At 66.6% G+C, this 23,283-nt stretch carries 24 protein-coding genes and 2 tRNA genes; 16 read left to right on the top strand and 10 right to left on the bottom strand.

Going from position 1 to position 23,283, the window contains the following annotated elements; genetic code table 11:
* Window positions 1–28 precede the first annotated feature (28 nt).
* The 3 genes from ACZ5KP_RS00955 to ACZ5KP_RS00965 all read left to right on the top strand — a co-directional run bounded on the left by ACZ5KP_RS00955 (window position 29) and on the right by ACZ5KP_RS00965 (window position 2,082).
* Window positions 29–862 carry an aldo/keto reductase gene (locus tag ACZ5KP_RS00955; protein WP_460918973.1) on the top strand — a complete coding sequence of 278 codons (834 nt, stop codon included), beginning with the start codon at window positions 29–31 and terminating at the stop codon, window positions 860–862.
* Between the two features lie 181 nt (window positions 863–1,043).
* A complete protein-coding gene (locus ACZ5KP_RS00960; RefSeq protein ID WP_460918975.1) occupies window positions 1,044–1,790 on the top strand; it encodes a hypothetical protein in 747 nt (248 codons plus the stop codon).
* Between the two features lie 97 nt (window positions 1,791–1,887).
* Window positions 1,888–2,082 (top strand): DUF7333 family protein, encoded by a 195-nt coding sequence (locus tag ACZ5KP_RS00965; RefSeq protein WP_460918977.1) that lies wholly within the window; start codon window positions 1,888–1,890, stop codon window positions 2,080–2,082.
* Window positions 2,083–2,318: 236 nt separating this feature from the next.
* Here ACZ5KP_RS00965 and ACZ5KP_RS00970 read toward each other — a convergent pair.
* Window positions 2,319–2,391: transfer RNA gene (locus tag ACZ5KP_RS00970), tRNA-Arg, on the bottom strand.
* 117 nt (window positions 2,392–2,508) lie between these two features.
* On the opposite strand from ACZ5KP_RS00970, the gene ACZ5KP_RS00975 reads away from it, so the two are divergent.
* The 4 genes from ACZ5KP_RS00975 (at window position 2,509) to ACZ5KP_RS00990 (ending at window position 6,504) form a co-directional block, all read left to right on the top strand.
* Complete coding sequence (locus ACZ5KP_RS00975) at window positions 2,509–3,015, top strand: hypothetical protein (RefSeq protein WP_460918978.1); 507 nt, start codon at window positions 2,509–2,511, stop codon at window positions 3,013–3,015.
* 213 nt (window positions 3,016–3,228) lie between these two features.
* Window positions 3,229–4,941: an OB-fold nucleic acid binding domain-containing protein gene (locus tag ACZ5KP_RS00980; protein WP_460921076.1), complete on the top strand. Its 1,713-nt coding sequence runs from the start codon at window positions 3,229–3,231 to the stop codon at window positions 4,939–4,941.
* A 110-nt stretch (window positions 4,942–5,051) separates the two neighbouring features.
* The gene (locus tag ACZ5KP_RS00985; RefSeq protein WP_460918979.1) at window positions 5,052–5,489 is read left to right on the top strand and encodes a histone family protein; all 438 of its coding nucleotides are present in this window, start codon (window positions 5,052–5,054) and stop codon (window positions 5,487–5,489) included.
* 1 nt (window position 5,490) lies between these two features.
* Window positions 5,491–6,504 (top strand): histone deacetylase family protein, encoded by a 1,014-nt coding sequence (locus ACZ5KP_RS00990; protein ID WP_460918981.1) that lies wholly within the window; start codon window positions 5,491–5,493, stop codon window positions 6,502–6,504.
* Between the two features lie 72 nt (window positions 6,505–6,576).
* Here ACZ5KP_RS00990 and cca read toward each other — a convergent pair whose 3' ends face one another.
* Window positions 6,577–7,965, bottom strand: a complete 1,389-nt coding sequence (gene cca / locus ACZ5KP_RS00995; protein ID WP_460918982.1) for a CCA tRNA nucleotidyltransferase — start codon at window positions 7,963–7,965, stop codon at window positions 6,577–6,579.
* Window positions 7,966–8,085: 120 nt separating this feature from the next.
* Between cca and ACZ5KP_RS01000 the strand changes: the two genes are divergently transcribed.
* Window positions 8,086–8,158, top strand: a tRNA-Asn gene (locus ACZ5KP_RS01000).
* 140 nt (window positions 8,159–8,298) lie between these two features.
* Here ACZ5KP_RS01000 and truD read toward each other — a convergent pair.
* Together truD and pth2 are read right to left on the bottom strand one after the other, a co-directional pair.
* The gene (gene truD, locus ACZ5KP_RS01005; protein ID WP_460918983.1) at window positions 8,299–9,759 is read right to left on the bottom strand and encodes a tRNA pseudouridine(13) synthase TruD; all 1,461 of its coding nucleotides are present in this window, start codon (window positions 9,757–9,759) and stop codon (window positions 8,299–8,301) included.
* The gene (gene pth2 / locus ACZ5KP_RS01010; RefSeq protein ID WP_460918984.1) at window positions 9,759–10,097 is read right to left on the bottom strand and encodes a peptidyl-tRNA hydrolase Pth2; all 339 of its coding nucleotides are present in this window, start codon (window positions 10,095–10,097) and stop codon (window positions 9,759–9,761) included. The genes truD and pth2 overlap by 1 nt, the downstream gene beginning before the upstream one ends.
* Before the next feature lie 120 nt (window positions 10,098–10,217).
* Here pth2 and ACZ5KP_RS01015 point away from each other — a divergent pair, with 120 nt between their 5' ends.
* The 3 genes from ACZ5KP_RS01015 to dcd all read left to right on the top strand — a co-directional run bounded on the left by ACZ5KP_RS01015 (window position 10,218) and on the right by dcd (window position 12,664).
* Entirely contained in the window at window positions 10,218–11,069 is an 852-nt protein-coding gene (locus ACZ5KP_RS01015) for a universal stress protein (RefSeq protein WP_460918985.1), read from the top strand.
* Window positions 11,070–11,204: 135 nt separating this feature from the next.
* Window positions 11,205–11,936, top strand: a complete 732-nt coding sequence (locus ACZ5KP_RS01020) for a Yip1 family protein (RefSeq protein ID WP_460918986.1) — start codon at window positions 11,205–11,207, stop codon at window positions 11,934–11,936.
* 71 nt (window positions 11,937–12,007) lie between these two features.
* Window positions 12,008–12,664 (top strand): dCTP deaminase, encoded by a 657-nt coding sequence (dcd, locus tag ACZ5KP_RS01025; RefSeq protein ID WP_460918987.1) that lies wholly within the window; start codon window positions 12,008–12,010, stop codon window positions 12,662–12,664.
* Between the two features lie 131 nt (window positions 12,665–12,795).
* Here the strand turns inward: dcd and ACZ5KP_RS01030 are convergent, their stop codons facing one another.
* The 5 genes from ACZ5KP_RS01030 to ACZ5KP_RS01050 all read right to left on the bottom strand — a co-directional run bounded on the left by ACZ5KP_RS01030 (window position 12,796) and on the right by ACZ5KP_RS01050 (window position 17,932).
* Complete coding sequence (locus ACZ5KP_RS01030) at window positions 12,796–13,488, bottom strand: alpha/beta hydrolase (RefSeq protein WP_460918989.1); 693 nt, start codon at window positions 13,486–13,488, stop codon at window positions 12,796–12,798.
* Between the two features lie 108 nt (window positions 13,489–13,596).
* Entirely contained in the window at window positions 13,597–15,933 is a 2,337-nt protein-coding gene (locus tag ACZ5KP_RS01035; RefSeq protein WP_460918990.1) for a DEAD/DEAH box helicase, read from the bottom strand.
* 240 nt (window positions 15,934–16,173) lie between these two features.
* Complete coding sequence (locus tag ACZ5KP_RS01040) at window positions 16,174–17,361, bottom strand: redox-regulated ATPase YchF (protein WP_460918991.1); 1,188 nt, start codon at window positions 17,359–17,361, stop codon at window positions 16,174–16,176.
* A 79-nt stretch (window positions 17,362–17,440) separates the two neighbouring features.
* Window positions 17,441–17,725, bottom strand: coding sequence for a hypothetical protein (locus ACZ5KP_RS01045; protein WP_460918992.1), 285 nt, complete (start codon window positions 17,723–17,725; stop codon window positions 17,441–17,443).
* 60 nt (window positions 17,726–17,785) lie between these two features.
* The gene (locus ACZ5KP_RS01050) at window positions 17,786–17,932 is read right to left on the bottom strand and encodes a hypothetical protein (RefSeq protein WP_460918993.1); all 147 of its coding nucleotides are present in this window, start codon (window positions 17,930–17,932) and stop codon (window positions 17,786–17,788) included.
* Between the two features lie 232 nt (window positions 17,933–18,164).
* On the opposite strand from ACZ5KP_RS01050, the gene ACZ5KP_RS01055 reads away from it, so the two are divergent.
* The 3 genes from ACZ5KP_RS01055 (at window position 18,165) to ACZ5KP_RS01065 (ending at window position 20,698) form a co-directional block, all read left to right on the top strand.
* Window positions 18,165–18,875 carry a hypothetical protein gene (locus ACZ5KP_RS01055; protein WP_460918994.1) on the top strand — a complete coding sequence of 237 codons (711 nt, stop codon included), beginning with the start codon at window positions 18,165–18,167 and terminating at the stop codon, window positions 18,873–18,875.
* Window positions 18,876–19,013: 138 nt separating this feature from the next.
* Window positions 19,014–19,445 (top strand): DUF5789 family protein, encoded by a 432-nt coding sequence (locus tag ACZ5KP_RS01060; protein WP_460918996.1) that lies wholly within the window; start codon window positions 19,014–19,016, stop codon window positions 19,443–19,445.
* Between the two features lie 206 nt (window positions 19,446–19,651).
* Complete coding sequence (locus tag ACZ5KP_RS01065; protein ID WP_460918997.1) at window positions 19,652–20,698, top strand: hypothetical protein; 1,047 nt, start codon at window positions 19,652–19,654, stop codon at window positions 20,696–20,698.
* A gap of 33 nt (window positions 20,699–20,731) precedes the next feature.
* Here the strand turns inward: ACZ5KP_RS01065 and ACZ5KP_RS01070 are convergent, their stop codons facing one another.
* Window positions 20,732–21,487: an aldo/keto reductase gene (locus ACZ5KP_RS01070; RefSeq protein WP_460918999.1), complete on the bottom strand. Its 756-nt coding sequence runs from the start codon at window positions 21,485–21,487 to the stop codon at window positions 20,732–20,734.
* 153 nt (window positions 21,488–21,640) lie between these two features.
* Between ACZ5KP_RS01070 and ACZ5KP_RS01075 the strand changes: the two genes are divergently transcribed.
* Together ACZ5KP_RS01075 and ACZ5KP_RS01080 are read left to right on the top strand one after the other, a co-directional pair.
* Window positions 21,641–22,609, top strand: a complete 969-nt coding sequence (locus tag ACZ5KP_RS01075) for a CehA/McbA family metallohydrolase domain-containing protein (protein WP_460919000.1) — start codon at window positions 21,641–21,643, stop codon at window positions 22,607–22,609.
* 176 nt (window positions 22,610–22,785) lie between these two features.
* Window positions 22,786–23,277: a YciE/YciF ferroxidase family protein gene (locus ACZ5KP_RS01080; protein WP_460919001.1), complete on the top strand. Its 492-nt coding sequence runs from the start codon at window positions 22,786–22,788 to the stop codon at window positions 23,275–23,277.
* The last annotated feature ends 6 nt before the right edge of the window (window positions 23,278–23,283 follow it).

The raw sequence follows: 23,283 nt of genomic DNA on the forward strand, positions 1-23,283 counted from the left end.
TTTGATCGAACAGCGGGAACGCGAGTGTATGAGCCAACAACTCCCAGCGGCTGCCGACTGCCCGTCGATCGATGGCGCCCCGGCGCTCGGCGTCGGCACCTGGCAGAACGAGGACCCGGCGCAGTGTGCCGAAAGCGTCCGGACCGCGCTCGAGGCCGGCTACCGCCACGTCGACACCGCGCAGATCTACGGCAACGAGGCGGCTGTCGGCGACGGTATCGCAGCGGCCGAGGTCGACCGCGACGAGATCTTCCTCGCGACGAAGGTCTGGATCGATAACCTCGCCCACGACGACGTGATCGCCACGACGGAGGAGAGCCTCGAGAAACTCGGCGTCGATCGGGTGGACCTCCTCTACGTCCACTGGCCGGCGCGCACGTACGAGCCCGAGGAGACGTTCTCGGCGTTCGCCGAACTCCGGGAGCGTGGACTGATCGACCACGTCGGCATCAGTAACTTCCTCCCCGAGCAGGTCGACGAGGCGATCGAGGTCTCCGAGGCGCCGATCGAGTTCCACCAGTTCGAGATCCATCCGTTCCTGTCCCAGCGCGAGCTCGTCGGTCACTGCCAGGATCGCGACGTGACCGTCGTCGGGTATTCACCGCTCGCGCGCGGGGGCGTGCTCGACGATCCGACGATCGGCGAAATCGCCGAGAAGCACGGCGTTAGCGAAGCCCAGGTGTCGCTCGCGTGGCTCCGTCAGCGCGACGTCGTGACCATCCCGAAGGCGACCAGTACCGAGCACGTGCACGACAACTGGCGGAGTCTCGATCTCGAACTCGACGATGACGACGTCGAACGGATCGACGCGATCGACCGCCGGGAGCGCTGCGTCGATCCGAGCTTCGGTCCCTGGAACTGAAGCACCGGCACCCTCCCAGCGCAGGAACCGTTCCAGAGCAGGTCCCGGTATGGCAGCCGAGCGCCCCGGTCGATAGCGTTCGAGCACCTCCTCCGTTCGTCCGAAGGTTCGTCCGAACCTTCGACTATCCTTCGCGACCGTTCCCCAACATTCAATTCCCGGCGGCGCGCACGGATCGTGTATGGCAGCCGGCTCTGCGCGCGGCGGCGTCCTCGACGGGGTCAAGATCGACCTCCGGCGACTCCACGACACGTGGATGGAGCTCGTCTTCCCCCGGCAGCGGCAGGCCCACTCGGTCCTCGGTCGGTGGACCCCGAACACGACCTCCGGAAAGATCGCCTACCGCGCGTGGAGCGTGGTGGGTTTCCTGATGGTCGGGATCCTCTACCCGCTCGCCCTCTTCGGCGTCGTCACCCGCTTCTACACCCGTCGTATCGACACGTTGATCGCTGGCATCGGCATTCTCGGCGTGGTCGTCGTCGCCGCAGTCGCGTGGGGCGCGCTCACGATCGTCGCCCACTTCCAACTGTCCTGGGAGGGGTTCCTTGCCGTCGCGGCCGCGGGAACGGTCGCGACCTTCTCCGCGGGGCTCGCCGCGCTCTGCACGCGGTACGGCGGCCGCGGTCTCACGATCGCGATCGCCTATCCGGCGGCGATGACGGCGATCTTCCTCCCGCCAGTCGTCGCGGCGCTGTTCTCCGGCGTCGTCGGTGACGCGATCTTCCCGCGCAGTGAAGACCTCGCGATCTGGCTCCTCGACAACGTCCTCTACGTCGGCGGGCTCAACGAGTCGATCCGCGACGCCTTCGACCTCGAGGGGTTCGCCTACGTCCTGATGTGGCTCGGCATCTCCGTGCCGCTGGGCTGGCTCCTCGGACTCGTCGTCTCGCTCGCAGGGGTCATCCGACCGAGCGGCGAATCGGCCTGATTCCGTCGTTCCCGACCGCGTCTCGTCGCTTCGATGGCTACCGGCAGCCCCGACCGAAACGTCCGGTATTTTCACGGCGGAGCGGTAACGACCGCGCATGGTCGAGTTCGACCCAGTCACGACAGTCGTCGCGTTCCTCGCCGTGATCGTCGTTGGCGTCGGAAGCCTCCTCGCGATGGGGTTCATGGCCGTCCAGACTACCCTGATGATGGTCGCACCGTCGATGGCCATCTTCGGACTGATCTGCCTCGCGATCGGCGTCAAATTCGGCGAGTATCGCGCGACGCAGTAGTCAACGAACGTATTCGTTCTCGCAATTACGATTCGTACGGCTGGGAAGCTCTGCTGTCGGAAAACTGGACCTGTTCTGAATATCTGGAGCAGTTCTGGTGGCGTCCGCACGAACGAAGTGAGTACGGGCTCGCCAGGACACCGGAAGACTCGTTCCACTCGTCTTCCGAGCCCTCGTTTGCTCGCTGCACTCGCTCACGAGGACGTGAACGTAACGAGCGAAGCGAGTGAAGTGAACGTCCTGGCTGAGATTTGAACTCAGGTCCCCGGCTCCGCAGGCCAGGAGGATAGTCCACTACCCTACCAGGACTCATTCATCGATACGACTCGACCGCACTAAAGGGGTTACGATGCGGAGCGGGCGGTGAGTGAAAGGCCCCTTTGAGCCAACGGGGGTTCCTTGTCTCCGGAGACCGTTCTCACAGGTATGAACCGACGCGCTCTGCTGAGTGGGCTTGCGACTGGAACGGCCGTCCTCGCGGGATGTCTGGCGCGCGGAACCGGGGGCGGCGACGGGAACGGGTCGTCAGCGGACGACCAGCCGCCCGGATCGAGCGACGGCAATAGTGAGGCACCCCCTTCCGTCGATGCGAGCACTATCGAGACGACTGGAGCCGATTGCGGCACCGCGGACGTCGGCACCGCCACGGCCAAGCGCGCCGAGGGAACGGTGACCGTCGAGGGGACGATCGGTGCGCCGACCCCCTGTCACGAAGCAGTGATCGTCGGCACCGAGATCCGGAACCGACAGCTCGTCCTGCGAGTGGACGTCGAATCGGTCGGCTCCGTCTGCGAGCAGTGTCTCGGTGCCGTCGACTACACGGCGACGGTCTACGTCTCGAACGTCGATCAGCTCCACGGAACGACCGTCGAACACGTCGGCAGCGACGAGCACGTGACGAACTGGGCGGAGACAGGTGACGGCGCTCCCTGAATCGGCCAACGGACAGCCCGGTCGAACTACAGGCGACGCAGGATCCCTCGTCCGCCACACTTTCTTGTAGCATGACGGGGCGAAGTGGGTGCGTGATGCCTGCCACGACGGCCGACGTCGGTCGATCGACGCGAGTCGAAAACCGCCAGCCAGCGCGGCGATTCCGCGCCAACGACAACGCTTAAACGGCGCCCAGCCATGCTGAGCGATAGAATGGGCGTCATCGAGGAGATTCACGAAGACCTCGAGGCCGACGTGGAACTCGAGGAGTTCCGTGAGCGCGTCGAGGAGCGGGTCGAGCGGATGGGCGGGCTCGCCGACGACGAGACCGCGGCCATGCTCGTCGCCCACGAGCTCGACGAGGACGGCGGCGAAGTCGAGGGAGTCGCGGAGATCGAGGCGGGGATGGAGGAGGTCAAGTTCGCGGCGAAGGTCGTCTCGCTCGGCGAACTGAAGACGTTCGAGCGCGATAGCGGCGGGGACGAGAACCAGGGCACGCTCGACGAGTCCGGGGAAGCTGAAGCCGACGGCGACGACAACGCGAACGCTGCCGAGGCGGACGTCGATCCATCCGACCGGGCCGGGGCCGAACAGTCGGACGCCGACGGACCCGACGAAGGGCGAGTCCTCAACGCGGAGGTCGCCGACGAGTCGGGCCAGCTCCGAATCGCGTTCTGGGACGCACTCGCCGCCGACGCCGCAGAGCGGATGGAACCCGGAGACGTGATCAAGATCGCGGGGCGCCCCGCGGAGGGCTACCGCGGGCTCGAGGTCAACGTCGACAAGGCCGAGCCCGCGCCCGACGTCGATGTCGCGGTCGATCTGGAGGGAACCACGGCGATCGACGACCTCACGCTCGGTCGCTCGGACGTCAACGTCGAGGCGCTCGTGCTCGACACGGAGTCCGTCCGCACGTTCGGTCGCGACGACGGCTCGGAGGGGAAGGTCGCGAACCTCGCGCTCGGCGATCCGTCGGGGCGGATCCGTGCCACGCTCTGGGACGGGATGGCCGACCGTGCCGAGGAGATCGACCCCGGCACCTCCGTCGAGGTCGTGGACGGCTACGTTCGCGAACGCGACGGCGACCTCGAACTCCACGTGGGCGAGCGCGGCGCGATCGAGGAACTCGAGGCGTCGGTCGAGTACGAACCCGACTCGACGCCGATCGACGAGGTCGAGATCGACCAGCAGGTGGACCTCGTCGGCGTCGTTCGCTCTGCCGACCCCAAGCGGACGTTCGATCGCGACGACGGTTCCGAAGGCCAGGTGAGAAATATTCGCGTGCAGGACGATTCCGGCGACATCCGCGTCGCGCTCTGGGGCGACAAGGCGGATCTCGAACTGTCACCAGGCGACGAGGTCGCACTGGCCGACGTCGAGATCCAGGACGGCTGGCAAGACGACCTCGAGGCCTCTGCAGGCTGGCAGGCAGCGGTGACCGTCCTCGAACGCGACGAGGGGCCCCCGACCGGTGGCGGTGGCACCGAGGACGGCGACGCCGATCTCTCTGCGTTCGGTGGTGAAGACGACGGACAGGATTCGTCTTCGACACGGGATGGATCGACGACCCAGGATCAGTCAGGGACGCCGGACGATTCAGGAAGCGACGACGCTGGCGACGATCGACCCGCTACCGAAGCAGCGGCCGTCACTGCCACGGGCGGGACGGCGGAGACAGAGGAGGCGACCGAGACGAGTACCGAGGACGCGTCGGCCAGTGCGACCACCGACGACGCGGTCGTCGCCGTCGGCGAGACTGTGGAGTTCACGGGCGTGGTCGTCCAGGCGGGCGATCCGATCATCCTCGACAACGGCGAACGCACCGTTCGCGTGGAGGCCGACACCGACGTCCACCTCGGTGACGAGATCACGGTCCGCGGCGAAGGAATCGAGGACGACCGGATCGCGGCCGATGACGTCTTCTGACTGCTCCACGAGGAAGCGATCCGACCGGGTTCGTCCGGTTTGCCGCTTCGAGCGCGGCGGAGCGGCACGGAGAGCAAAACGTTAACGGCAGCGCTCCCCCGAAGGAACGTATGAGCGTCGAGCTCCCCTTTGCACCGATCGATACGATCATTCGACGGAACGCCGGTGACCTCCGCGTCAGCGCGGAGGCCGCCGAGGAGCTCGCGAGACGAGTCGAGGAACGCGGCGCCGACCTCGCCGTGGACGCGGCGGAACGGGCAACCGCCGACGGCCGGAAGACGCTGATGGCAGAGGACTTCGGCGTCGAAGCGTCGATCGACAAACAGGGACTCGATCTCCCGGTCGCCCCAGTGGACCGGATCGCACGACTCAAGATCGATGGACAGTACCGCGTTTCGATGGACGCACGTATCGCACTCGCAGACATCCTCGAGGACTACGCCGACAACGTCGCCAGTGCGGCGGCGACCCTCGCCCGGCACGCCGACCGCCGGACGGTGAAGGCCGAGGACGTCGAGACCTACTTCGCGCTGTTCGACGCCACGTGAAATGCACTTCGGGTACAGCGACCGCTGTCTCGGGCACGATCCAGGGCGCAGACACCCGGAGTCGCCGGACCGCCTTCGGGCGATCCGCGAGGGGCTAAAGCGCGAGCACAGCGTCGAATACGTCGACGCGGAGCCGATCGATCTCGACGTCGTCCGGTCGGTGCACGACCCCGACTACGTCGAGGAACTCCGGGAGTTCTGTGACAGCGGCGGAGGCGAGTGGGATCCCGACACCGTGGTCGGCGAGGGTACCTGGGAGGCGATCCTGACGAGCGCTGGACTCGCCCAGTGGGCCGCAGAGCGGGCGATGGCCGGTGCAGCGGGCCGCGAGACGCCGTTCTCGATCGGTCGCCCTCCGGGCCACCACGCGGTCGCGGACGACGCCATGGGCTTTTGCTTCGTCAACAACGTCGGCGTCGCGGCGCAGACGGCGCTGGACCGGGGCGCCGACGGCGTGGCAGTGCTCGACTGGGACGTCCATCACGGCAACGGCACTCAGGACATCTTCTACGACCGCGGCGACGTCTTCGTCGTCTCGATCCACGAGGACGGCATCTATCCCGGGACTGGCGAGAGCGACGAGACGGGAACCGGCGCGGGTGCCGGAGCGACGCTCAACGTCCCGATGCCCCCGGGCGCCGGCGACGCCGCGTACGCCCTCGCCGTCGAAGAACTCGTCCGTCCAGCGATCCGCGGAATGGACCCGGACTGTCTGCTGATCAGTGCCGGGTTCGACGCACACCGCCACGATCCGATCTCACGGATGCGCGTTTCGACGGAAGGCTACGGGTGGCTGGCCGCGCTCGCACGATCGATCGCTGACGACGTCGACGCCGGTCTCGGCTACGTGCTCGAGGGCGGCTACGGCCTCGACGTGCTCGCCGAGTCCGTGACCAAAGTCCACGAGGTGTGTTCGGGCTACGAACCGATGGAGCCCGACGACGAACCGAGCGAGCAAGTGCGTTCGCGGATCGACGCGATCGCGACGAGCCATCAGGCGATCGGTGCGGACTGACCGTCACGGCGTCGGACGTATTCTCGACAGCTCGCACGTGGACCGGCCGCGCAAGTGGAAACCACCCGTCGCTCACGGCGCGGGATCGAAGTACGCTGCGAGTGGGTCGGCGAAGGCGGGCAGGAGCTCTGCGAGTTCTTCGCCCGTCCGCAGTTTGTAGCCACTCTCGAGCCGCCGCTCGACGCCCGCACCGTGGCGGACGTCGAACAGCGCGTCGCCGTCGAGGAGCTCCACGGCGTGCGTCGCGGTCCGCGGTCGCTCGACCACGTAGCGATCGCCGTCGATGAACGGACCGTAGACGGCCTCGTCGTCCGCGTAGGTCTCGTAGAAGTTCTCGGCGTGCTTCCGGACCTGGACGGGCGGCCCCTCGTGGCGTTCGACGGTCGGCCGCTCGACGACCTCGAGTTCGACCAGCAGGATGGCGTCGCCGTCGGCGACCGCGGTCGTCGAACGGAGAACGTCGAAGCCCGTGCGTTCGAGGAGCCCCACGACGCCACCGAGAGACGCTCGGAGCTGCGGATAGAGGTCGTCCTCGACGAGATCGGGTGCGTCAAAGACGATGGCGACCGGCGTGGTGTCGCGCCGTTCGACGTGGGCGCGTAGTTCCTCGGCCGTGATCGCCGGCTCCTCCGTCGCCGGTCGCGCCCTGGTCTCGAAGACGCCCTCATCGGGGGCCTCCAGAAAGGTCCTGGCGTGGTGCTGGAGCCGGGTGACGTTGGCAGCCGAGCACACCGCTGCGACGTTGCGTTCTGGGTCCGTCGGGTCGATGACCACGAGCGGATCGTCGAACGTCGCCGTCCCGTGCCCGTTCGGATCGAGTCTGATCGGGGGATTCCAGTCCGCGGCGGCCGCCAGCAGTTCGCGGAATCCGCCGTACTCGAGCACGAGCAGTTCGGTGAGATAGCCCGAGAGCCCCCGGGTGCGGAGGTCGCTGCCGTAGATGCCGATACCGGTCGCGAACCCCTTCGCGAGGCGGACCTCGGTGGCGAGCTCGTCGCCGAGGTGCTCGCGAACGTACTCGGTGTGGAAGGGGGTGCGATCTACGGCGGAGCGAATGTCGGTGGCGGCCGCGAGATCGTAACAGGGGACGACGTCGACGTCGACGTCCTCTAGATCGCCTTCGTCGACGGTCCCGGTGACGTAGGGATGCTCGGCGTACTCCTCGTGCCCGTTGCCGAGGACGGCGTGCCCGACGGCGAGCCCGTGGGTTTCGAGCGCTTCGCGGTCGAGATCCGCCGGAAACTGGAGGAAGATATCGACGTCGCGCTCGCCCGGAAGCCAGGTGCTCCGTGCGGTCGAGCCGACGAGGACGACCTCGGCGTCGACGGACAGCTCCTCGATCGCGGCTTCGGCGCGCTCGCGCAGCCGCTCGGTGGCAGCCCGGAGTGCCGCTCGTTCGGCGTCGTCGGGCGTGACCAGCTCGCGAGCCCGTTCGAGGACCGCGTCGAGGTCGTCGCTCATTCGGTCGTGGTTTCCACGGTCCGGGCCGAAAGGGTTCCGGTCGGCGTGTCAGCCAGTGGCGTAATCCCCCGAAAGCGAAAGCCTAATCAAACGCTTCCGGGTTATTTGGAACTGCAACGGGCCGCCATAGCTCAGTTGGTAGAGCACCACGCTGTTAACGTGGTTGTCCCAGGTTCGAGCCCTGGTGGTGGCGCTCTCTACCCATTCGCGCCGACGGCTAGCGTTGGTGTCGACGTCCCGGTCTCTCGGTTTCTGAACGGTTCGACGAGTCGTCGAGATACTCAGCTCCACCGAGTCACTTCACGAACGACCGATACTCGGTCAGGACGACGCTCAGCCCAGTACCACGGGATCGACCTTCAGGTACTCGCGCAGGAGGACCGTCGCGTAGGAGCCCTTGGGCAGCGAGAACGTGAACACGGGCTCGTCTCCGGGATCGACCGATAGCTCGGTTCGGACGGTGATCGCTCGTCGGGTTCCCGTCGAGCCGAAGGGCTCCGGTAGGTCGAAATCCCCGGGTGCGAGACCGAGGTCGTCGAACACCGACCGCTCGATTTTACCGGGCTCGCCGTCGCCGAGTTCGCTCGCCGTTCCGAGCAGCGGAGCCGTCACGAACGCCCGGCCACGTTCGCAGTGGCGCGCGACGGTGTCGACGCGGTCAGCTGTCACGCGCTGGAGGCGGTCGGTGTCCGGCAACGCTACGCCATCCGGTGCGTCGGCGTCGGTGAAACAGACGACGTCGCCGGCGACCGGCTCGTGGAAGGGGAGCCCCGCAGCGAGCCGTTCGGAGAGGATCCGGTTGAAGGCGTAGGACTGGGCCGCGTGGACGAACATGCGCTGGAGGTTCTCTGGGAAGTCACCCAGCGCCTCCCGGAACGCGGCCGAATCCAGATCGCCATCGCTACCGGACTCCTGTCGCTGGAGCGCGTGTAGGAGCGTCCGCTCGTACCCGAGCCGGTTCGGCATAGCGTCGAGCGCGCCCGCCCAGTCGTCGGCTGCCATGCACTCCCCCGCAGTGCGGCGGGCCCGTTGCGTCGACTCGGGCTCCGAGTCGTAGTCGTCGGCGACGTAGGTCCGAACGGCCTCTCGCCACTCGCCGCGGACGATCGCCAGCCCGACAGCGTGGGTGATCGGTCGACGGCTCCCGAACCGCTGCTGTCCGAAGTAGTTGGGAACGGCGACCGTGATCGGTTCGTGCTCCCGGGCGTCGGCCGCGGATCCGCCGGTAGCGAACGCAGCCAGGGACTCCGTGATCGGGCCGACCTGCTCCGGACGGTCGGGGTCGGCGATCCGGATCTCGAACTCGTTGCCGGCGAGATCGCCGAGCTCGATCGAGCGGCCGAGCCGGCCAAGCACCTCGATATCGGCCTCGTCGATCCCGTCGGAATCGGTTTCGTCGCCGCCGTTTCCTGCCCCGGGAACGTCGCTCGGATCGACGCCGTCGATCGAGAATAGCTGTGTCGTCACCGCACGCTTGTCTTTCGTGCCGGCCCAGCGGACGCGCTTCCGGCTGATGCCCATGCGGTCGGAGAGCGTGCTCGTGAAGTCGTTGGTGTCCCAGCCACGGAGGGTGGCCCGGATCACGACGTGGCCGTAGGCACCGGGATCGGCGTTGGTGGGCTCGGGCTCGATCCGCTCGATCTCCCGGACGCGGAAGTCCTCGGGCGCTCGTCGAAGCCGCCCGCCGATCCCGTCAACGTCGCTGACGTAGTGGTCGATGCCGACGGCCTGCTCTGTCGGATGAGCAGCACGGAGTGAACGGTCCCCCTCCGACGCGTCGGCGTCTTCGGCCATCAGTAGAGGGAGAGGTCGCCGGTGATTTCATCGACGGCGCGGTCGCTGCCGGGCCCCACGGCGAGCGCGGTCACAGTTCCGGGTTCGAGCTGCGTGTGGCCCGCGTCGCGGACGATCGCGTTGGGAAGCCCCGCCCGTTCAGCGCGGTCGGCGAGCTCGAAGAGCTGGTCCTCGCCGTCGGCCTGGAGGACGATCTTCTTCTGGCCGCTGCCCTGCCACTCGCGCTTCGCGGTGCCGTCGGCGTCTTCGACCGCGGACAGCGAGGCGTGAGCGACCTGCGCAGCGAGCTTCCCCTCGCCCATGTTCAGATCTGCGCGGGCGACGATGGCCTGTTTCATGGTCGTCGGTCCGGGCCGCCTGACTAAACCTCTGGCTACTCGCCCGGCGGGAACAGCGGTTTCATCGATGCCGGACCAAGCTTTATCGCTCGACGTGGCGAAGATAGAGGCGTTGACAGAATGATCGATCGAATCTGCGTCGGCGTCGACGGATCGGCGTGTTCGTGGCACGCCGCGGCCGTCGGGCTCGCGATCGCCGACCGAACCGATGCGAGCGTCGACGTCGTTCGCGTGCTGACCGACGCGGAAAGTCCCGACGCCGACGACGCCTGGAACGGCGACCGCGTCCTCGATGAGCTCGAGGAGGCGGTCGATCCGTCGACGCTCGACGGACTGGACGTTCGCGGCCACGCGATCGAGGGATCGCCGGCAGACGCGATCGCCGACTTCGCTGCGGAGCGGGACGCCGACTTGCTAATTCTGGGGCGTCGCGGCCTCGATGGTCTCGGCGACAGACTGCTCGGCAGCGTGGTCCACGCGGTGCTCCGGAAGGCAGACCGCCCGGTACTGACGGTGCCGGTCGGCGAGTCCTTCGAACTGCGGGACCTGCTGGTGCCGACTGACGGGAGCGATGCCGCCGAGCGCGCTGCACACTGGGGCGCACACCTTGCGAGCCTCCACGGCTCGTCCGCGCATACTTGCTACGTGCTCGACCTCGCGAGAGAGGGTGGGCTCTTCAGCGCCGGTGGCCTCAGCGAGACGGAGATCGACCGGATGGCCGCAGATCGCGACGAGCACGTCGATCGGCTCGCGGACGCGCTCCGCGAAACCGACCCGGATCTGTCCGTCGAGCGTGCGATCCTCCGGGACGAGCCCGACGCCGGGATCGCCGAGTACGTCGATCGGGAGGGCATCGACCTCGTCGTCATGAGCACGTCTGGCGCCCGAAACGCGACCGGGCAGGTGATCGGGAGTGTCACGGCCGCCGTCCTCGAGCGGGTCGACGTCCCAGTGCTCGCCGTGCCGCGGTAATCGAACGACGACCAGAGTGACGACGCGCCCCAGGCGGGAGCTCTCGCAGTGAGTTCGGATCCGAAACGGCGTCTGTTACTTTCACTGATTGCTGCCAGCATCAAAGCTTACGGTGTGGGCACGATTGCTATCGATATGGTCCCGCCCTCCCCGCTCCACAGACCCGTCGAATTCTTCTCTGATCCACCGCCATGGGCGACCAGTCCCGCAGTCGCGGTCGGCGTCGCATTCGCGTCGGGGCTCGTCCTTGCGGTCGGGTTCTACGCACTGGGGCTCGAGATCGCCGAACAGTTCACCGGGACGGTGACCGTCGACAACCCCGCATACCCCGGCGATCTCTTCTGTGAATCGCATTCCGGGAGCGAGACGGGGACGTCCTGGCCGGGCGAGGCCTGTGACGAGCCAGCACAGGTCGAACGCGACCCGGAGCCGATCGTACGGGACGCCTTCCGCGAGGCGTCCGTCTACCTCTTCATCGGCTGGCTGATCGCGTGGGCGGTCGGCGCGATTCTGCTGCACGTCGCCGCGAAAGTGGCCGACGGCGAAGGGTCGATGGGAGAGACGTTCGCGATCGCGGCCTGGAGCGGCGTTCCGTCTGTGGTAACGTCGATGCCGGCAATCCTCGTCATCTCGCGGGCCCTGGAGTCCGCCGAGCTGACGCTCGAGGATCCCGACGCGACGATCCAGGCGATCGAAGCGGCGATCGCACAGGTCGAACCGCTGCTCCTCGTCTTCACGCTCATAGGAACGACGTGGCAGGCCGCGATCTGGTACGGCGGTCTCCGCGGGCGCCACAGGCTACAGGTCGGGGCTGCCGCAGTGATCGCAGGCCTGTTCTGGGCGATCTCGTTCGCGATGACGCTCTGATCCGGTCCTCGACGGCCCGCCCACTGCACCAGACCGGACCATTTACGCCGGCCGCCACGCAGACGACAGATATGATCCTCTCGGACCGGGACATCCGCCGTCGGTTGCAGGACGGCGAACTCCTGATCGAGCCGCTCGACGACCCCGAGATGCAGATTCAGCCGGCGAGCGTCGACATGCGTCTCGGCCGGGAGTTCCTGACGTTCAGGCAGTCGAACATTCCGTGTATCCGTCCGGATCAGGGCTCCGTCGCGGCTGACTACACAGAACGGACGACGATTCCGGGCTCCAGTGGCTCCGGGCAGAAGACGCTCCAGGACGTCGCCGACGAGACCGACGAACAGACCGAGACCATCGACGAGGAGTTCATCCTCCATCCCGGCGACTTCGTCCTCGCGACGACGAAGGAGCGGGTCGCGATTCCGGACGACCTCATCGCACACGTCGAAGGACGGTCCTCGCTGGGACGGCTCGCCATCGTCGTCCACGCAACGGCGGGCATCGTCGACCCCGGCTACGAGGGGCAGATCACGCTCGAGCTCTCGAATCTCGGCACCGCACCGGTCGCGCTCACCCCCGACATGCGCATCTCACAGCTCACGTTCACCAAGCTCAGCTCTGCTGCCGAGCGGCCATACGGTGAGGAGCGCGGCTCCAAATATCAGGGCCAGAGCGGACCCCAGGCCTCGAAAATTCAGAACGACCGAGAGTTTGGCGGCGAGCAGTAGTGGCACCGCTACCGTCCGGGGAATGTCTCTGTAGAGCAGTCGTGGACAGCAAGCAGAATCGCGGGTGACGTTCTCGTCGTGGCTTTCTCTGAACGCAGTCCACGCCGGGAACGCCGGGGAGGCCGACCAGCTTACTCGGTGCCGAGACCCGCCAGCAGATCGCCGACGCGATCGAGCTCGTCCTCGTTCACCGTGTGGGCCATGCCCGGGTAGATCTCGACGTCGACGTCCGCCCCGAGCGCTGCCAGGGACTCGGCGGTCTCGTGGACGCGTTCCTCGGGAATGTGGGGATCGGTGTCGCTACAGCCAAGGAAGGCGGGCGTCCCCGCGAGATCGCCCTCTGCGTCTGCCAGGGCTGCTTCCTCGTCCCACTCGATCCCCTTGGGGCCGATTCGGCCACCAGAGAGTGCGGCGAGTCCACCGTAGCGCGTCGGCGTTCGCGCGACGAACTCACTCGAGAGACACGCGCCCTGCGAAAATCCCAACAGGAGGACGTTCTCGCGGCCGACGGCGTCGGCCGCGCGATCGACGACGCGGCCGACGAGGTCGAGCGCACTCGAGAGGTGGGGTTCGTTGGCGTCGATCGGCGCGAGGAATGAGTTCGGGTACCAGGTGTTTCTGGTTGCCTGCGGCGCGAGGATCGCGGGCTCGGCGGCGGTCGAATCTGCGTCACCCGTGGAGCGACGCTGGACTGCCTGTTCGACGAGCTGGACGACGCTCCGGGCCGTCGCGCCGCGACCGTGAATCGCGATGACGGCTGCGCTAGCATCGTCGAGGCTTGCGCCCGCAGTGACGACGTCGGCGTCTCTGTGAGGATCGCTCATTGGGGAAGACAGGTGATCCGGCCACAAAGGGCGTCGGGTGGCGGCGAGCCGCGGCGGGTTCGGCTGCTACCGGGGGCTGGGACCTCCGACCACAGCGAGGGCGACGCCTCACTCGACCGAGACGGTTCGTATCTCGGTGATCGGATCGAGCGGGAGCTCCGGGAAGACGACCTCGACGCAGAGCTCGAGTTCGTCCGCGTCGGCGCCGAAGCAGGCGATCGGCACGATTTTCGCGTCGTTCAGATAGGTCTCGTCGGCGGTCATCTCGACGCCGTTGACGGTCACGCGAATCCCGGCCTGAGCCCCGCCACCGCGGTTGTGGACCGTCGCCTCGCAGAAGTCCCGATCTCCGGCTGCAATCGAGTCGGGAAGGTCTCCCCACTCGATCTCGATTTGGGGGAGCTCCGCTGCGGCGTCGACGATCCGCTCGGCGACGCCGTCGCCGACGCCAGCCGCGGCGATCGTCGCTGGAGAGGCGGCTGCGACCTCCGCGGGAGAATCGAAACCGGCCTTGGCGAGTGACCGCGCGCGTCCTTCGCCGACGCCGTCGATCGCCGTCATCGCAGCGGCATCGGGACCGACGCCGTGTTCGATGCGCGCCTCGAGGCGACAGCACTCGTTTGCGGCCGCTGGCCCCGCGAACTCGGCCAGCACGGCGCCGAGCGCGGCGAGCATCCGGAGTGCGTTCTGGCGGATGATCCACGCGTCGGAGCGCAACGACGCGGGCGTCGTTCCAGACACGGCCGCCCGGAGGATCGCAAGCACTTTGCGCTGGCCGTCGGGGAGGTCGGTGCCACGTTCGCCGAGCACGGCGTCGACGGCGTCGGCCTCGTCGCTCCGCGCGGCGACGTCGTCGAACTCGACGGCGGTTGCGACCGCACGGAGGATACCCGCTTCGTCGACCTGATCCCTGGTCGCCAATCCGTGGAATCCACGCGCGGTTTCGAGCCGGAGGTAGTACCGGGAGGCGAGGCGGCCCAGCGCCGTGGGTGCCACGCCGTCCGTACCGCCCGGGCCGTCGAGATCGAGGAAGCCGTCGCCGGCCAGGGATGCCAGCGTGTCGTCGACGTCCGACGCCAGGTCGACGGTGTCGTCGCCGTTCGCCCGGACGGCGTAGAACGTGGTGTCGAGCCAGTCGAGCGCGTCGGCGCGTGACTCGATCGTTCCGACGCAGACCTCCGCAAGGAGGTGCTCGGGAAGGTCGTCCGAGAGGTTCGAGTGGATCTCGGTCCCTTCCCGGAGGAGTCGCCGATAGCGGTCGGCGTCGGAGCGGTCCGTGACGACCCAGCCATACCCCACGTCGTCGTAGCCGGGCCGGCCCGCGCGGCCGAGCATCTGGAGGACGTCCAGCGGGCTCATCTCGACTTCGCCCTCGAGGGGATCGTGGTACTTCGTGTCCCTGATGATCACGCAGCGTGCCGGGAGATTGACCCCCCAGGCGAGCGTCGAGGTCGAGAAGAGCAACTCGATCTGTCCTTCGCGGAACCACTGCTCGATCAGGTCGCGATCGGACTTCGAGAGGCCGGCGTGGTGGAAGGCGACGCCGTCGAGGACGCCCTGTCGGAGTTCGTCGTTCTCCAGTCGTTCCGTTTCGGTGTGGAAGTCGTAGTCGCCGCGGGCGCCGATCCGAACGTCGCGCTCGGCCAGCTCGTCGCGGGCCTTGGCTGCCGCGCGCTGGGTGTCCTGGCGCGACGCGACGAAGACGAGGGCCTGCCCGTCCTCCTCGAAGTGGGGCTGGGCAAGATCCAGCGCGCGATACAGCCGCCGGTACTTGTCCGCGAAGGAGTTCTCGCCGTGGCTGTACGTCTTGACGTCGGCGTTGAGTTCGACGGGACGGTGCTCCTCGTCGAAGTCGAAGGTAGTCGCTTCGGGCGCGTCGAGCCACGCCGCGACCTCCTCGACGTTGGGCATCGTCGCTGAGAGCGCGACGATCCGGGGATCGCAGAGCCGGCGCAGCCGTGAGACCGTTACCTCGAGTGCGCTCCCGCGGCGCTCGGAATCGAGCAGATGTACTTCGTCGACCACCACGGTCTCGACCTCCGTGACGAAGTCGTAGCGTCGCGTGTCGTGTTTTCGCGTCGCGGAGTCGACTTTCTCCGGTGTCATCACGAGAATGTCCGCCCGGCGGGCACGTCGTGGATTCAGGTCCCGCTCGCCAGTGACGACGTAGACCGAGTAGCCCAGCTCCTCGAAGCGCTCCCAGTCGCGCTCCTTTTCGTTGGTCAGCGCGCGCATCGGCGCGACGAACAGTGCGGTGCCGCCGGAATCCAGCGTCTTGCAGATCGCCAGCTCGGCGATCGCCGTCTTGCCGCTGGCCGTCGGCGCGCTCGCGACGACGTTCTCGTCGGTTTCGAGGATGCCCGGAATCGCCGCTCGCTGCATCGCGTTGAACTCCTCGAACGCGAACGCGTCGGCGAAGTTCGGCAGGACCTCGGCGACTTCCATCTACACAGGTGACTGCTGTCACACCTGATAGGCGTTTCCGTCGGTCGGGCGTGCGGAGTGAATGTGGAAGTGGATGGCTGCGTACGTGGATTCGAGTGGGCCCATCTGCGGTGCGTTCATGGTCCGGGGTTTCCTACCCTCGCCTGGCCGATGACGACGGCACCGCTCCGAGCCGGCCTCGGCAGCCGGCGATGACGATCCCTATGAGTGCCGAGGCCGTTTCGAGACGAGACGTACTCGTTACTGATTCGTCGAGATGACCTCGACGACGTCCCGGTGTTCGAGCACCGTATCTGCGCTCACCTGCCTGCTGTTTCGGCAGTCGATGGCGTGGAGGAACCCGTCGCCGATGTCGGAGTGGAGGTGGTAGGCGAACTCCTCGGCCGTCGCGTCGGCGGGGAGGAGGAAGCAGTCCCGGAAGGGGCCCTTCGTCCAGTTGCCGGAATCCGAGCCCGGGAACACCGCCTTGAGATCGAGCACGTCGAACGCTGCGGCTTCGAGTGCGCGCTGGACGCCGGTGCCGTCGTACTCCTCGACGAACTCGCGGATCTGCTCGAGGCCGGCGGCTTTCTCCTCGGGAAGATCAGCGGTGATCTCGAACGCGGCGTCGCCGGGCGTGTACTCGAGTACGCCCTGCTCCTTCGCGTTCTTCAGTGCCTTCTCCGCGTGCGCGGAGACCGGGACGAATTCGAGATGGTCGTACTCGGGATCGTCGGTGATCGCCGCCCAGTTTGCCTGGGCCTCGGGCGTGTCCATCTTGTTCGCTGCGATCACCATGGGCTTCGTTCGCTTGCGGATTGCGCTGGCGAGGGCCGCTCGCTGCTCGGGACCCCACTCCAGGGGAGCGACGTCGAGACCCTGGGCGAGGATTACCTGCTTCACTTCGGCCGCAGAGATGCCGAACGCGGAGAGCTGTGTGGCGAGCACGTTCTCGGGGTCGTCGTCCGCCATGTGTCGATCCGCGTAGCGCTGGATCCCCTTCTCGAGGATGTCGAGATACCAGGCGTCGAGCTCCTCCTCCAGAAAGTCGATGTCCTTGCGGGGATCGTGCCCCTCGGTGGACTCGCCCTCCAGATCGGTCGTTCCCGAGAAATCCACGACGTGGACGAGTACGTCGGTCTCGTTCAGGTCCGTGAGAAACTGATTGCCGAGCCCCTTGCCCTCGTGTGCGCCGGGAACGAGCCCTGCGACGTCGACGAGCTTTACGGGGACGAATCGCGTGCCGTCCTCGCAGGCGCCGACGGACGGCTCACAGGACTCCTCGAACTCCGGTGCGGCGCAGTCGGTGCGAACGTACGCCTCGCCGATACTGGGGTCGATCGTCGTGAACGGATACGCGCCCTCGGGCACGTCGTTCATCGTCGCCGCGTTGAACAGCGTCGACTTCCCTACAGAGGGCTTGCCGACGAGGCCGATCCGATAGCTCATTGACGGGCGAGATGGCCCCGGTGCGTATACGGATTGCTAAGCCATCCGGCGTGTGTGAGGCGGTTTCAGGGTCCGGTCCTCACGCGAGCGTCTGGAGCTTCTCGAGCGACAGCGCCCCGATGGCGCCCACGATTGCCGTCCCGAGAATTGCGAGGACCACCCCGACGACCTCGTTGCCGAACTCGACGTTCGCACTCCCGGGCGCCAGGACGACCATGCTAACGAACAGCACCGTGAGGACGACGCAGGCACCGGCGCCAGCGGCGATCGCGGCGGTGCGGAACGCTGTCTCGTCGGCCGCAGCGTTCCGGTAACAGTACGCGCCGATGGCGAGCGCCAGCAGGAAGCCGGAGCCAGCCTCCACGAGGTAGAACGACGATTCCAGCGCGAAGTAGACGACGTCGTTGTCTCGCTGGAAGAAGAGCTAGGAGTTCGAATCCACGAACATGTACTCCAGGAGCTTGTAAACGAAGTTCCCGACCGCGAGTGCGAGATACAGTGCGATACCGAGCCGTGCGTAGTCGTTGACGTTCGATCCCTGTGCTGGACTCCCCGACGATGTCGATGCCATTGCAGCGTGAGTGTTCCGTGACCGACATATAAATTCACCGGATTTTCAGTTGAATGTTGTCTCTGATCGGCCATAGTTGCCCGACGCGGCCGGACTACCGCGCGTCGTCACCGGGGGATCGATCGGGGAGTCTGGACGAACGCCGTGTAGGTGGGTATTTTCGTCTGGAGTGTGTCCTTCCGGTAATGACGTTCAAATCGGATGCAACCGACGCAACGGGGGCCTGGAATCGATGAATCCGACGCGCGTCGACTTCGTCGTCGACCTGGCCTACGGCGTGATGATCTTCACGGCGATCGTCCTGCTCGTCGTCGTGGGGACCGGAATCGGGGTCGCGTTCGGGCTCGGCGTGCTAGCGTCGTACGTCATCCACGTCGCCTGGAAGATGGCCCGGTTCGACCCCAACTGGATGACGCGGGAAGTCGCCGAACGCGTCGAGCAGACCGTCGAGGAGACGGTGAGCAAAGAGGTCGAGGACACTGTCAGCAAGGAGGTCGAGGAGACCGTGAGCGGCACGGTCAGCGAGGAAGTCGAGGCGACGGTCAGCGACACGGTGAGCAAGGAAGTTCACGACACCGTCAGCAAGGAGATGGCAGAGACGGTCAGCAAGGAGGTCGAAGCGACGGTCAGCGACACGGTGAGCAAGGAAGTCGAGGACACCGTCAGCAAGGAGATGGAAGAGACGGTCAGCAAAGAAGTCGAGGAGACCGTCGAGGAGACAGTGAGCAAAGAGGTCGAAGACACCGTCAGCAAGGAGGTCGAAGAGACGGTCAGCAAGGAAGTCGACAACGTCGCGGAGACGGTCGGCGAGACCGTCAGCGAAGACGTGAGCAAGACCGTCGAGGAGACGGTCAGCGATCAGGTCGAGAAGAAAGTCAGCGAAGCGGCGGCCGAATCGGAAGAGGCTGCCGACGACGAGGCGGCCGCCACGGACGAAAGCTGATCGACGGAGCACGGGTGGCAACCCGACGAGGGTTGCTCCGTGTTTAGCAGTGACTGATACGCCCGGATAGGGGCGATGCGCGTTCCGTCGGCGCTGATCCGGACAAACGATTTCCCGTTGGCGAACGAATCGGAGCGTATGGTTCCAGACGAGAACGAACGAGCGGAAGGCGTCGAGTTCGCGGAGATCGGTCCCATCCTGGAGGAGGTCTCCTATCCAGTCACGGCCGAGGAGCTGATCGACCGTCACGGCGCCACCGAGATCGAGCGGACAAACGCCGATCCGATCACGCTCGAGGAGCTCTTCGACTTCATGGGCGACGACACGTTCGAGTCCCCCGAGGAAGTCCGCCAGATGATCATGAGCCAGATGCCACGCGAGAGCGTGGGGCGCTCGAACTACTCGGACCGTGGCGGTGCGACGCCTACAGAGACGGAGGCCGCTGAGGACGCGGAGGAGCAGTCCGGCAGCGATCTTCAGGACGGATCCGCGACCGACAGGGACGTTGACGCCGACGGCGAGCGACACGACGAAGACGACTACGGCGACGAAAATGACGGCGAGACGTGAGCGATCCTCGCCGGGGAATCCCGGCACGTCACTGTCGAGTCTCCCTTCCCTCCATCGCACCCGTGTCCGTCCGTTGCCGCCCGTGAGCGCTCGCTCCCCGGCAGACCGAGGCAACCGAACGGAAGGGTCGTCGGGCGTCGGCGTTGCGGGTACCCGGTTTCACGGCGCGAGCGACTGACCCCCTCGACCGAATTCACCACTGCCCCATGAACGTCCCCCGTACTCGCCTGAACGATGCCGTCGAGATGGTCCAAGAGCCCGTCCTCCGCCCCGGTAGCGACTGCACGCACATCATGGCGCTCCACCTCGACCCAAGAGAGTCGAACGATCTCGGCGTCCTACGATGTATCGACAGCAGGAGTGGCCGCGTGCACATTCCCGGGTTCGTCGATCGGAGTCTGCTCCGGATCGTCGAGATGGAGTCACAGCAGACCGCAACCCTCGAGGGGCAACTGCAGATCGAGGGGAGCCGAGACGTCGTGTCCGGTCTCGACGAGTTCGAGGAGACGGAGTTTCTCGGCTACGAAGATCCGATCCTCCACCGATTTCCCGAAGCGGAAGCACGGCTCCACCTCTACTGTACGATCCCGTTCTACGATCCCGATGCGGATGGAGCGATCCTCTATCTCGGCCACGCCAGCGGCCCAGATCTGTACTCACTCGAGATGGAGGAGCCAGTCCTCGCCCACGAGCCCGGCGTCCACCACGGAGCCAAGGAGCCCGCGATCGCCCCGGTCGCCAGCGACGGTTGCCGGTACAACCTCGTCGAGTCGACCGATACGCTCGAGGACACGACCTACTCCGTCTTGCGATCGGCGATCGCACGCGGTCCCAGCGGGCCGTGGGAGTATGGCGACCTGGTCTTTCATCCCGCCCGCGACGGGCACGAGTGGTGTGCCGGCCACGCCTCGCCGGGGCCGTTTCTCCCCTCGACGTTCGTCGACGTCGGCGACGGGCTCCGGATCGGCCTGCTCAACGGCAGGGAGACGGATCAGTGGCACGGCGATACGCTCGGGTTCGGCGCGTTCACGATCGGACTCATGTGCTACGACTACGAGAACGCCACCGTCGAGTGGATTTCGGCGGAGCCCCTGATCAAAGATCCCGACGCACACACGATCACCTTCGCCAGCGAGTTCCGTCAGATCGGCCCCAAGACCGGTCTCCTGTACGCCCACGTCGACGACTCGTTCATCAGGGTCTATCGAGTCGATGCGACCGCGCTCGCGTCCAGACTCCCGACGTTCCGCTGATCGGCCCGCTGCTCCGTCGCTTCAGCCAACGCGTCACTCCGGATAGAGCTCGTGCTCTCGCTCCACGCCGTCGATGGCTGCGACGTCGGCCTCGGTCAGCTCCACGTCGAGTGCGTCCCAGTTCGACTGCAGGTGCGACTGGCTCGAGGCCTTCGGGATCGGCCGAATCCCCTTTGCGAGCAGCCACGCGAGACTGGCCTGTGCAGGGCTGATACCGTGCCGATCGGCGACGTCGACGACCGCGTCGACCGTGTGGACTTCGCCACCGGACAGCGGAGAGTAGGCGACCAGCGGATACCCGTTGTCCCGTGCATGCTCGAGGCGATCCTCGGGCTGATAGAGCGGGTGGTACTCGACCTGGTTCGCTGCAGGCGGCCGACCCAAAACCGCCTCGAAGCGACGGAGGTCCGGAAGCTCGAAGTTGCTCACGGCGATTCCGTCGATCAGTCCGTCCGCCAGGAGCGTCTCCATCGCTGGCAGCGTCGTCTCCGGGTCGTAGTCGCCTTTCGGCCGATGCACGTAGAGCAGGTCCGCAGACTCCAGGCCGAGGCGGTCGAGACTCTCGACCGTGCTCTCCCGGACGCGGTCGAGCTGATCGATCCAGAGCTTGGTGGCGACGAGCAACTCCTCGCGATCGACGCCACTCGCGGCGATCGCGTCGCCGACGACCTCCTCGTTGTCGTAGATCTGTGCCGTGTCGAGATGTCGGTAGCCGACCTCGATCGCCGTCTCGATTGCCCTGGGATCGTCGATCCCCATCGTCCCCAGCCCGAGCGGTGGTAGTTCCATGCGCCCGTTCCGGACCGGTTCCGGTTGTATGCGTCGTTCGCGGCGGAGCCGCTCGGCGGTGTCTCTCCCCGGTGGGTCCGCAGACTGGACACACTCCGTCTGGCCAGCCGGGTCCCGACGACTTACCCGTCCCGAGCGCCTGGATTCGACCGAATGCGAGCCCTCCAGCTGAACCCCTACGAGGACGTTTCCTGGGAGTCCGTCGACGGGCACAAAGCCCAACTTCACGCCCACACGTCCCATCCACCGACGGAGAATCACAGCGGGACCGATCCGCCGGCGACCGTCATCGACGACTACGCCGAGGCTGGTTACTCCGTTCTCGCGCTGACCGGCCACGAGTACGCAACTGACGGGACGACGTGGCCCTGGAGCGAGTGGGATCGCGACCCCACCGAACTCGGGATGCTCGCGATCCAGGCCGCCGAACTGGGCGGGAGCGAAGAGGGGCTCGATCGCGACCTGCTGAGCTACTGCTCCGATCTCGCAGACACGTCGGGGATGCCGATCGCGGACGCCCTCGCTGCCATCGGCGATCGAAACGGGCTGGCGTGCTTTCCACACCCGAGCCGATACCCCGAGTCCGCCGACTGGTACGTCGAGCACTTCCGCGCTCATCCACACCTCCTCGGCGTCGAGGTCGTCAACGCCGCGAACCGGTATCCGACCGACCGCGACGTCTGGGACGCCCTCCAGGGGCTACTGGGGAACGAGCGCCCAGTCTGGGGGTTCGCGAATGACGACTACCACGGGCGGGACGCCGGCTACTCCTTCGATCGGTCGCGGAACGTCCTGTTTCTGGAGGAACTCTCCGAGGCGGCGGTCCGGGCAGCACTCGTCGAGGGCCGATTCGTCTACCAGCACGTCGTCGAGGGCGACGCCGACGACGGCCGACTCGAACCCCCAACCGTCCAGGCCATCGAACACGATCCCGAACGCGGTACCATCGGCGTCGACGCTCGTGGCTGGGAGGAGATCCAGTGGGCGTCCGGCGGGGAGGTCGTCGCGAACGGGCCGCAGCTGGAGTACCGCGAGGTCGAAGGAATCGGCGAGTACGTTCGGGCACGGCTCGTCGCCGGAAGTGGAAGCGAGACGGGGACCCAGCCGTTCCTGTTCGGCTGATCGACAGCGGAGCAAGCTTCGCCCCTGAGCCACAAGGCGACCGTACCGGCTCACGACGGGCGTCGACCGCGCTGTCGGTAGCCGAGCGTTGGGAGCTCGATCGAGACTTCAACGGCCTGCACACACAGCGCGGTGACTCAATGCGCCGGCCGCTGGAGAGACGAATGGCGATCCCAATGACGACAGACTCCACCGAGCAGCTCCTCGTCGACGGCGTCCAGGAACTGTACTACGCCGAAAAACGACTCCTCGACGCGCTCGACACCCTTGCCGAACAGACCAGCGACGAGGAGACGAGCCAGGCGTTCGCCGACCATCGCGAAGAGACCAAGGGACAGATCCACAGACTCGAACGGATCTTCGAGGACATGGACGTAGAGGCCCAGACGCGACCGGAGCCGGTCATCGACGCCCTGATCCAGGAACACGAGGAGTTCTCGGGCGAGAACGACGGCGAGGTCCTCGACCGGTACAACATGGCCGTCGGGCAGAAGACCGAGCACTACGAGATCGCAGCCTACGGCAATCTCACGTCGCTCGCCGAGAAGCTTGGCCACGACGAAGCGGCCGACCTCCTTGCGCAGACGCTCCAGGAGGAAGAGGAGGCACTCGAAGCGGTCACCCAGTCGAGTGAGAGCTTCGACCAGCAGGAGATCGCGAGCGACTGACACCGG

The sequence above is a fragment of the Salinarchaeum chitinilyticum genome (assembly GCF_055390775.1).

Excerpts from the sequence above, each read along its gene's own strand:
- ACZ5KP_RS00975 (WP_460918978.1), top strand. The coding sequence starts at position 2,509 with ATGAACCGACGCGCTCTGCTGAGTGGGCTTGCGACTGGAACGGCCGTC.
- ACZ5KP_RS01035 (WP_460918990.1), bottom strand. The coding sequence starts at position 15,933 with ATGGAAGTCGCCGAGGTCCTGCCGAACTTCGCCGACGCGTTCGCGTTC.
- ACZ5KP_RS00965 (WP_460918977.1), top strand. The coding sequence starts at position 1,888 with ATGGTCGAGTTCGACCCAGTCACGACAGTCGTCGCGTTCCTCGCCGTG.
- ACZ5KP_RS00980 (WP_460921076.1), top strand. The coding sequence starts at position 3,229 with ATGGGCGTCATCGAGGAGATTCACGAAGACCTCGAGGCCGACGTGGAA.
- truD (WP_460918983.1), bottom strand. The coding sequence starts at position 9,759 with ATGGCCGAAGACGCCGACGCGTCGGAGGGGGACCGTTCACTCCGTGCT.
- ACZ5KP_RS01070 (WP_460918999.1), bottom strand. The coding sequence starts at position 21,487 with ATGGAACTACCACCGCTCGGGCTGGGGACGATGGGGATCGACGATCCC.
- pth2 (WP_460918984.1), bottom strand. The coding sequence starts at position 10,097 with ATGAAACAGGCCATCGTCGCCCGCGCAGATCTGAACATGGGCGAGGGG.
- ACZ5KP_RS00985 (WP_460918979.1), top strand. The coding sequence starts at position 5,052 with ATGAGCGTCGAGCTCCCCTTTGCACCGATCGATACGATCATTCGACGG.
- ACZ5KP_RS01055 (WP_460918994.1), top strand. The coding sequence starts at position 18,165 with ATGAATCCGACGCGCGTCGACTTCGTCGTCGACCTGGCCTACGGCGTG.
- ACZ5KP_RS01050 (WP_460918993.1), bottom strand. The coding sequence starts at position 17,932 with ATGGCATCGACATCGTCGGGGAGTCCAGCACAGGGATCGAACGTCAAC.
- ACZ5KP_RS01040 (WP_460918991.1), bottom strand. The coding sequence starts at position 17,361 with ATGAGCTATCGGATCGGCCTCGTCGGCAAGCCCTCTGTAGGGAAGTCG.
- ACZ5KP_RS01030 (WP_460918989.1), bottom strand. The coding sequence starts at position 13,488 with ATGAGCGATCCTCACAGAGACGCCGACGTCGTCACTGCGGGCGCAAGC.
- ACZ5KP_RS00960 (WP_460918975.1), top strand. The coding sequence starts at position 1,044 with ATGGCAGCCGGCTCTGCGCGCGGCGGCGTCCTCGACGGGGTCAAGATC.
- ACZ5KP_RS01020 (WP_460918986.1), top strand. The coding sequence starts at position 11,205 with ATGGTCCCGCCCTCCCCGCTCCACAGACCCGTCGAATTCTTCTCTGAT.
- ACZ5KP_RS01065 (WP_460918997.1), top strand. The coding sequence starts at position 19,652 with ATGAACGTCCCCCGTACTCGCCTGAACGATGCCGTCGAGATGGTCCAA.
- ACZ5KP_RS00990 (WP_460918981.1), top strand. The coding sequence starts at position 5,491 with ATGCACTTCGGGTACAGCGACCGCTGTCTCGGGCACGATCCAGGGCGC.
- ACZ5KP_RS01075 (WP_460919000.1), top strand. The coding sequence starts at position 21,641 with ATGCGAGCCCTCCAGCTGAACCCCTACGAGGACGTTTCCTGGGAGTCC.
- ACZ5KP_RS00955 (WP_460918973.1), top strand. The coding sequence starts at position 29 with ATGAGCCAACAACTCCCAGCGGCTGCCGACTGCCCGTCGATCGATGGC.
- cca (WP_460918982.1), bottom strand. The coding sequence starts at position 7,965 with ATGAGCGACGACCTCGACGCGGTCCTCGAACGGGCTCGCGAGCTGGTC.
- ACZ5KP_RS01015 (WP_460918985.1), top strand. The coding sequence starts at position 10,218 with ATGATCGATCGAATCTGCGTCGGCGTCGACGGATCGGCGTGTTCGTGG.
- ACZ5KP_RS01060 (WP_460918996.1), top strand. The coding sequence starts at position 19,014 with ATGGTTCCAGACGAGAACGAACGAGCGGAAGGCGTCGAGTTCGCGGAG.
- ACZ5KP_RS01080 (WP_460919001.1), top strand. The coding sequence starts at position 22,786 with ATGACGACAGACTCCACCGAGCAGCTCCTCGTCGACGGCGTCCAGGAA.
- dcd (WP_460918987.1), top strand. The coding sequence starts at position 12,008 with ATGATCCTCTCGGACCGGGACATCCGCCGTCGGTTGCAGGACGGCGAA.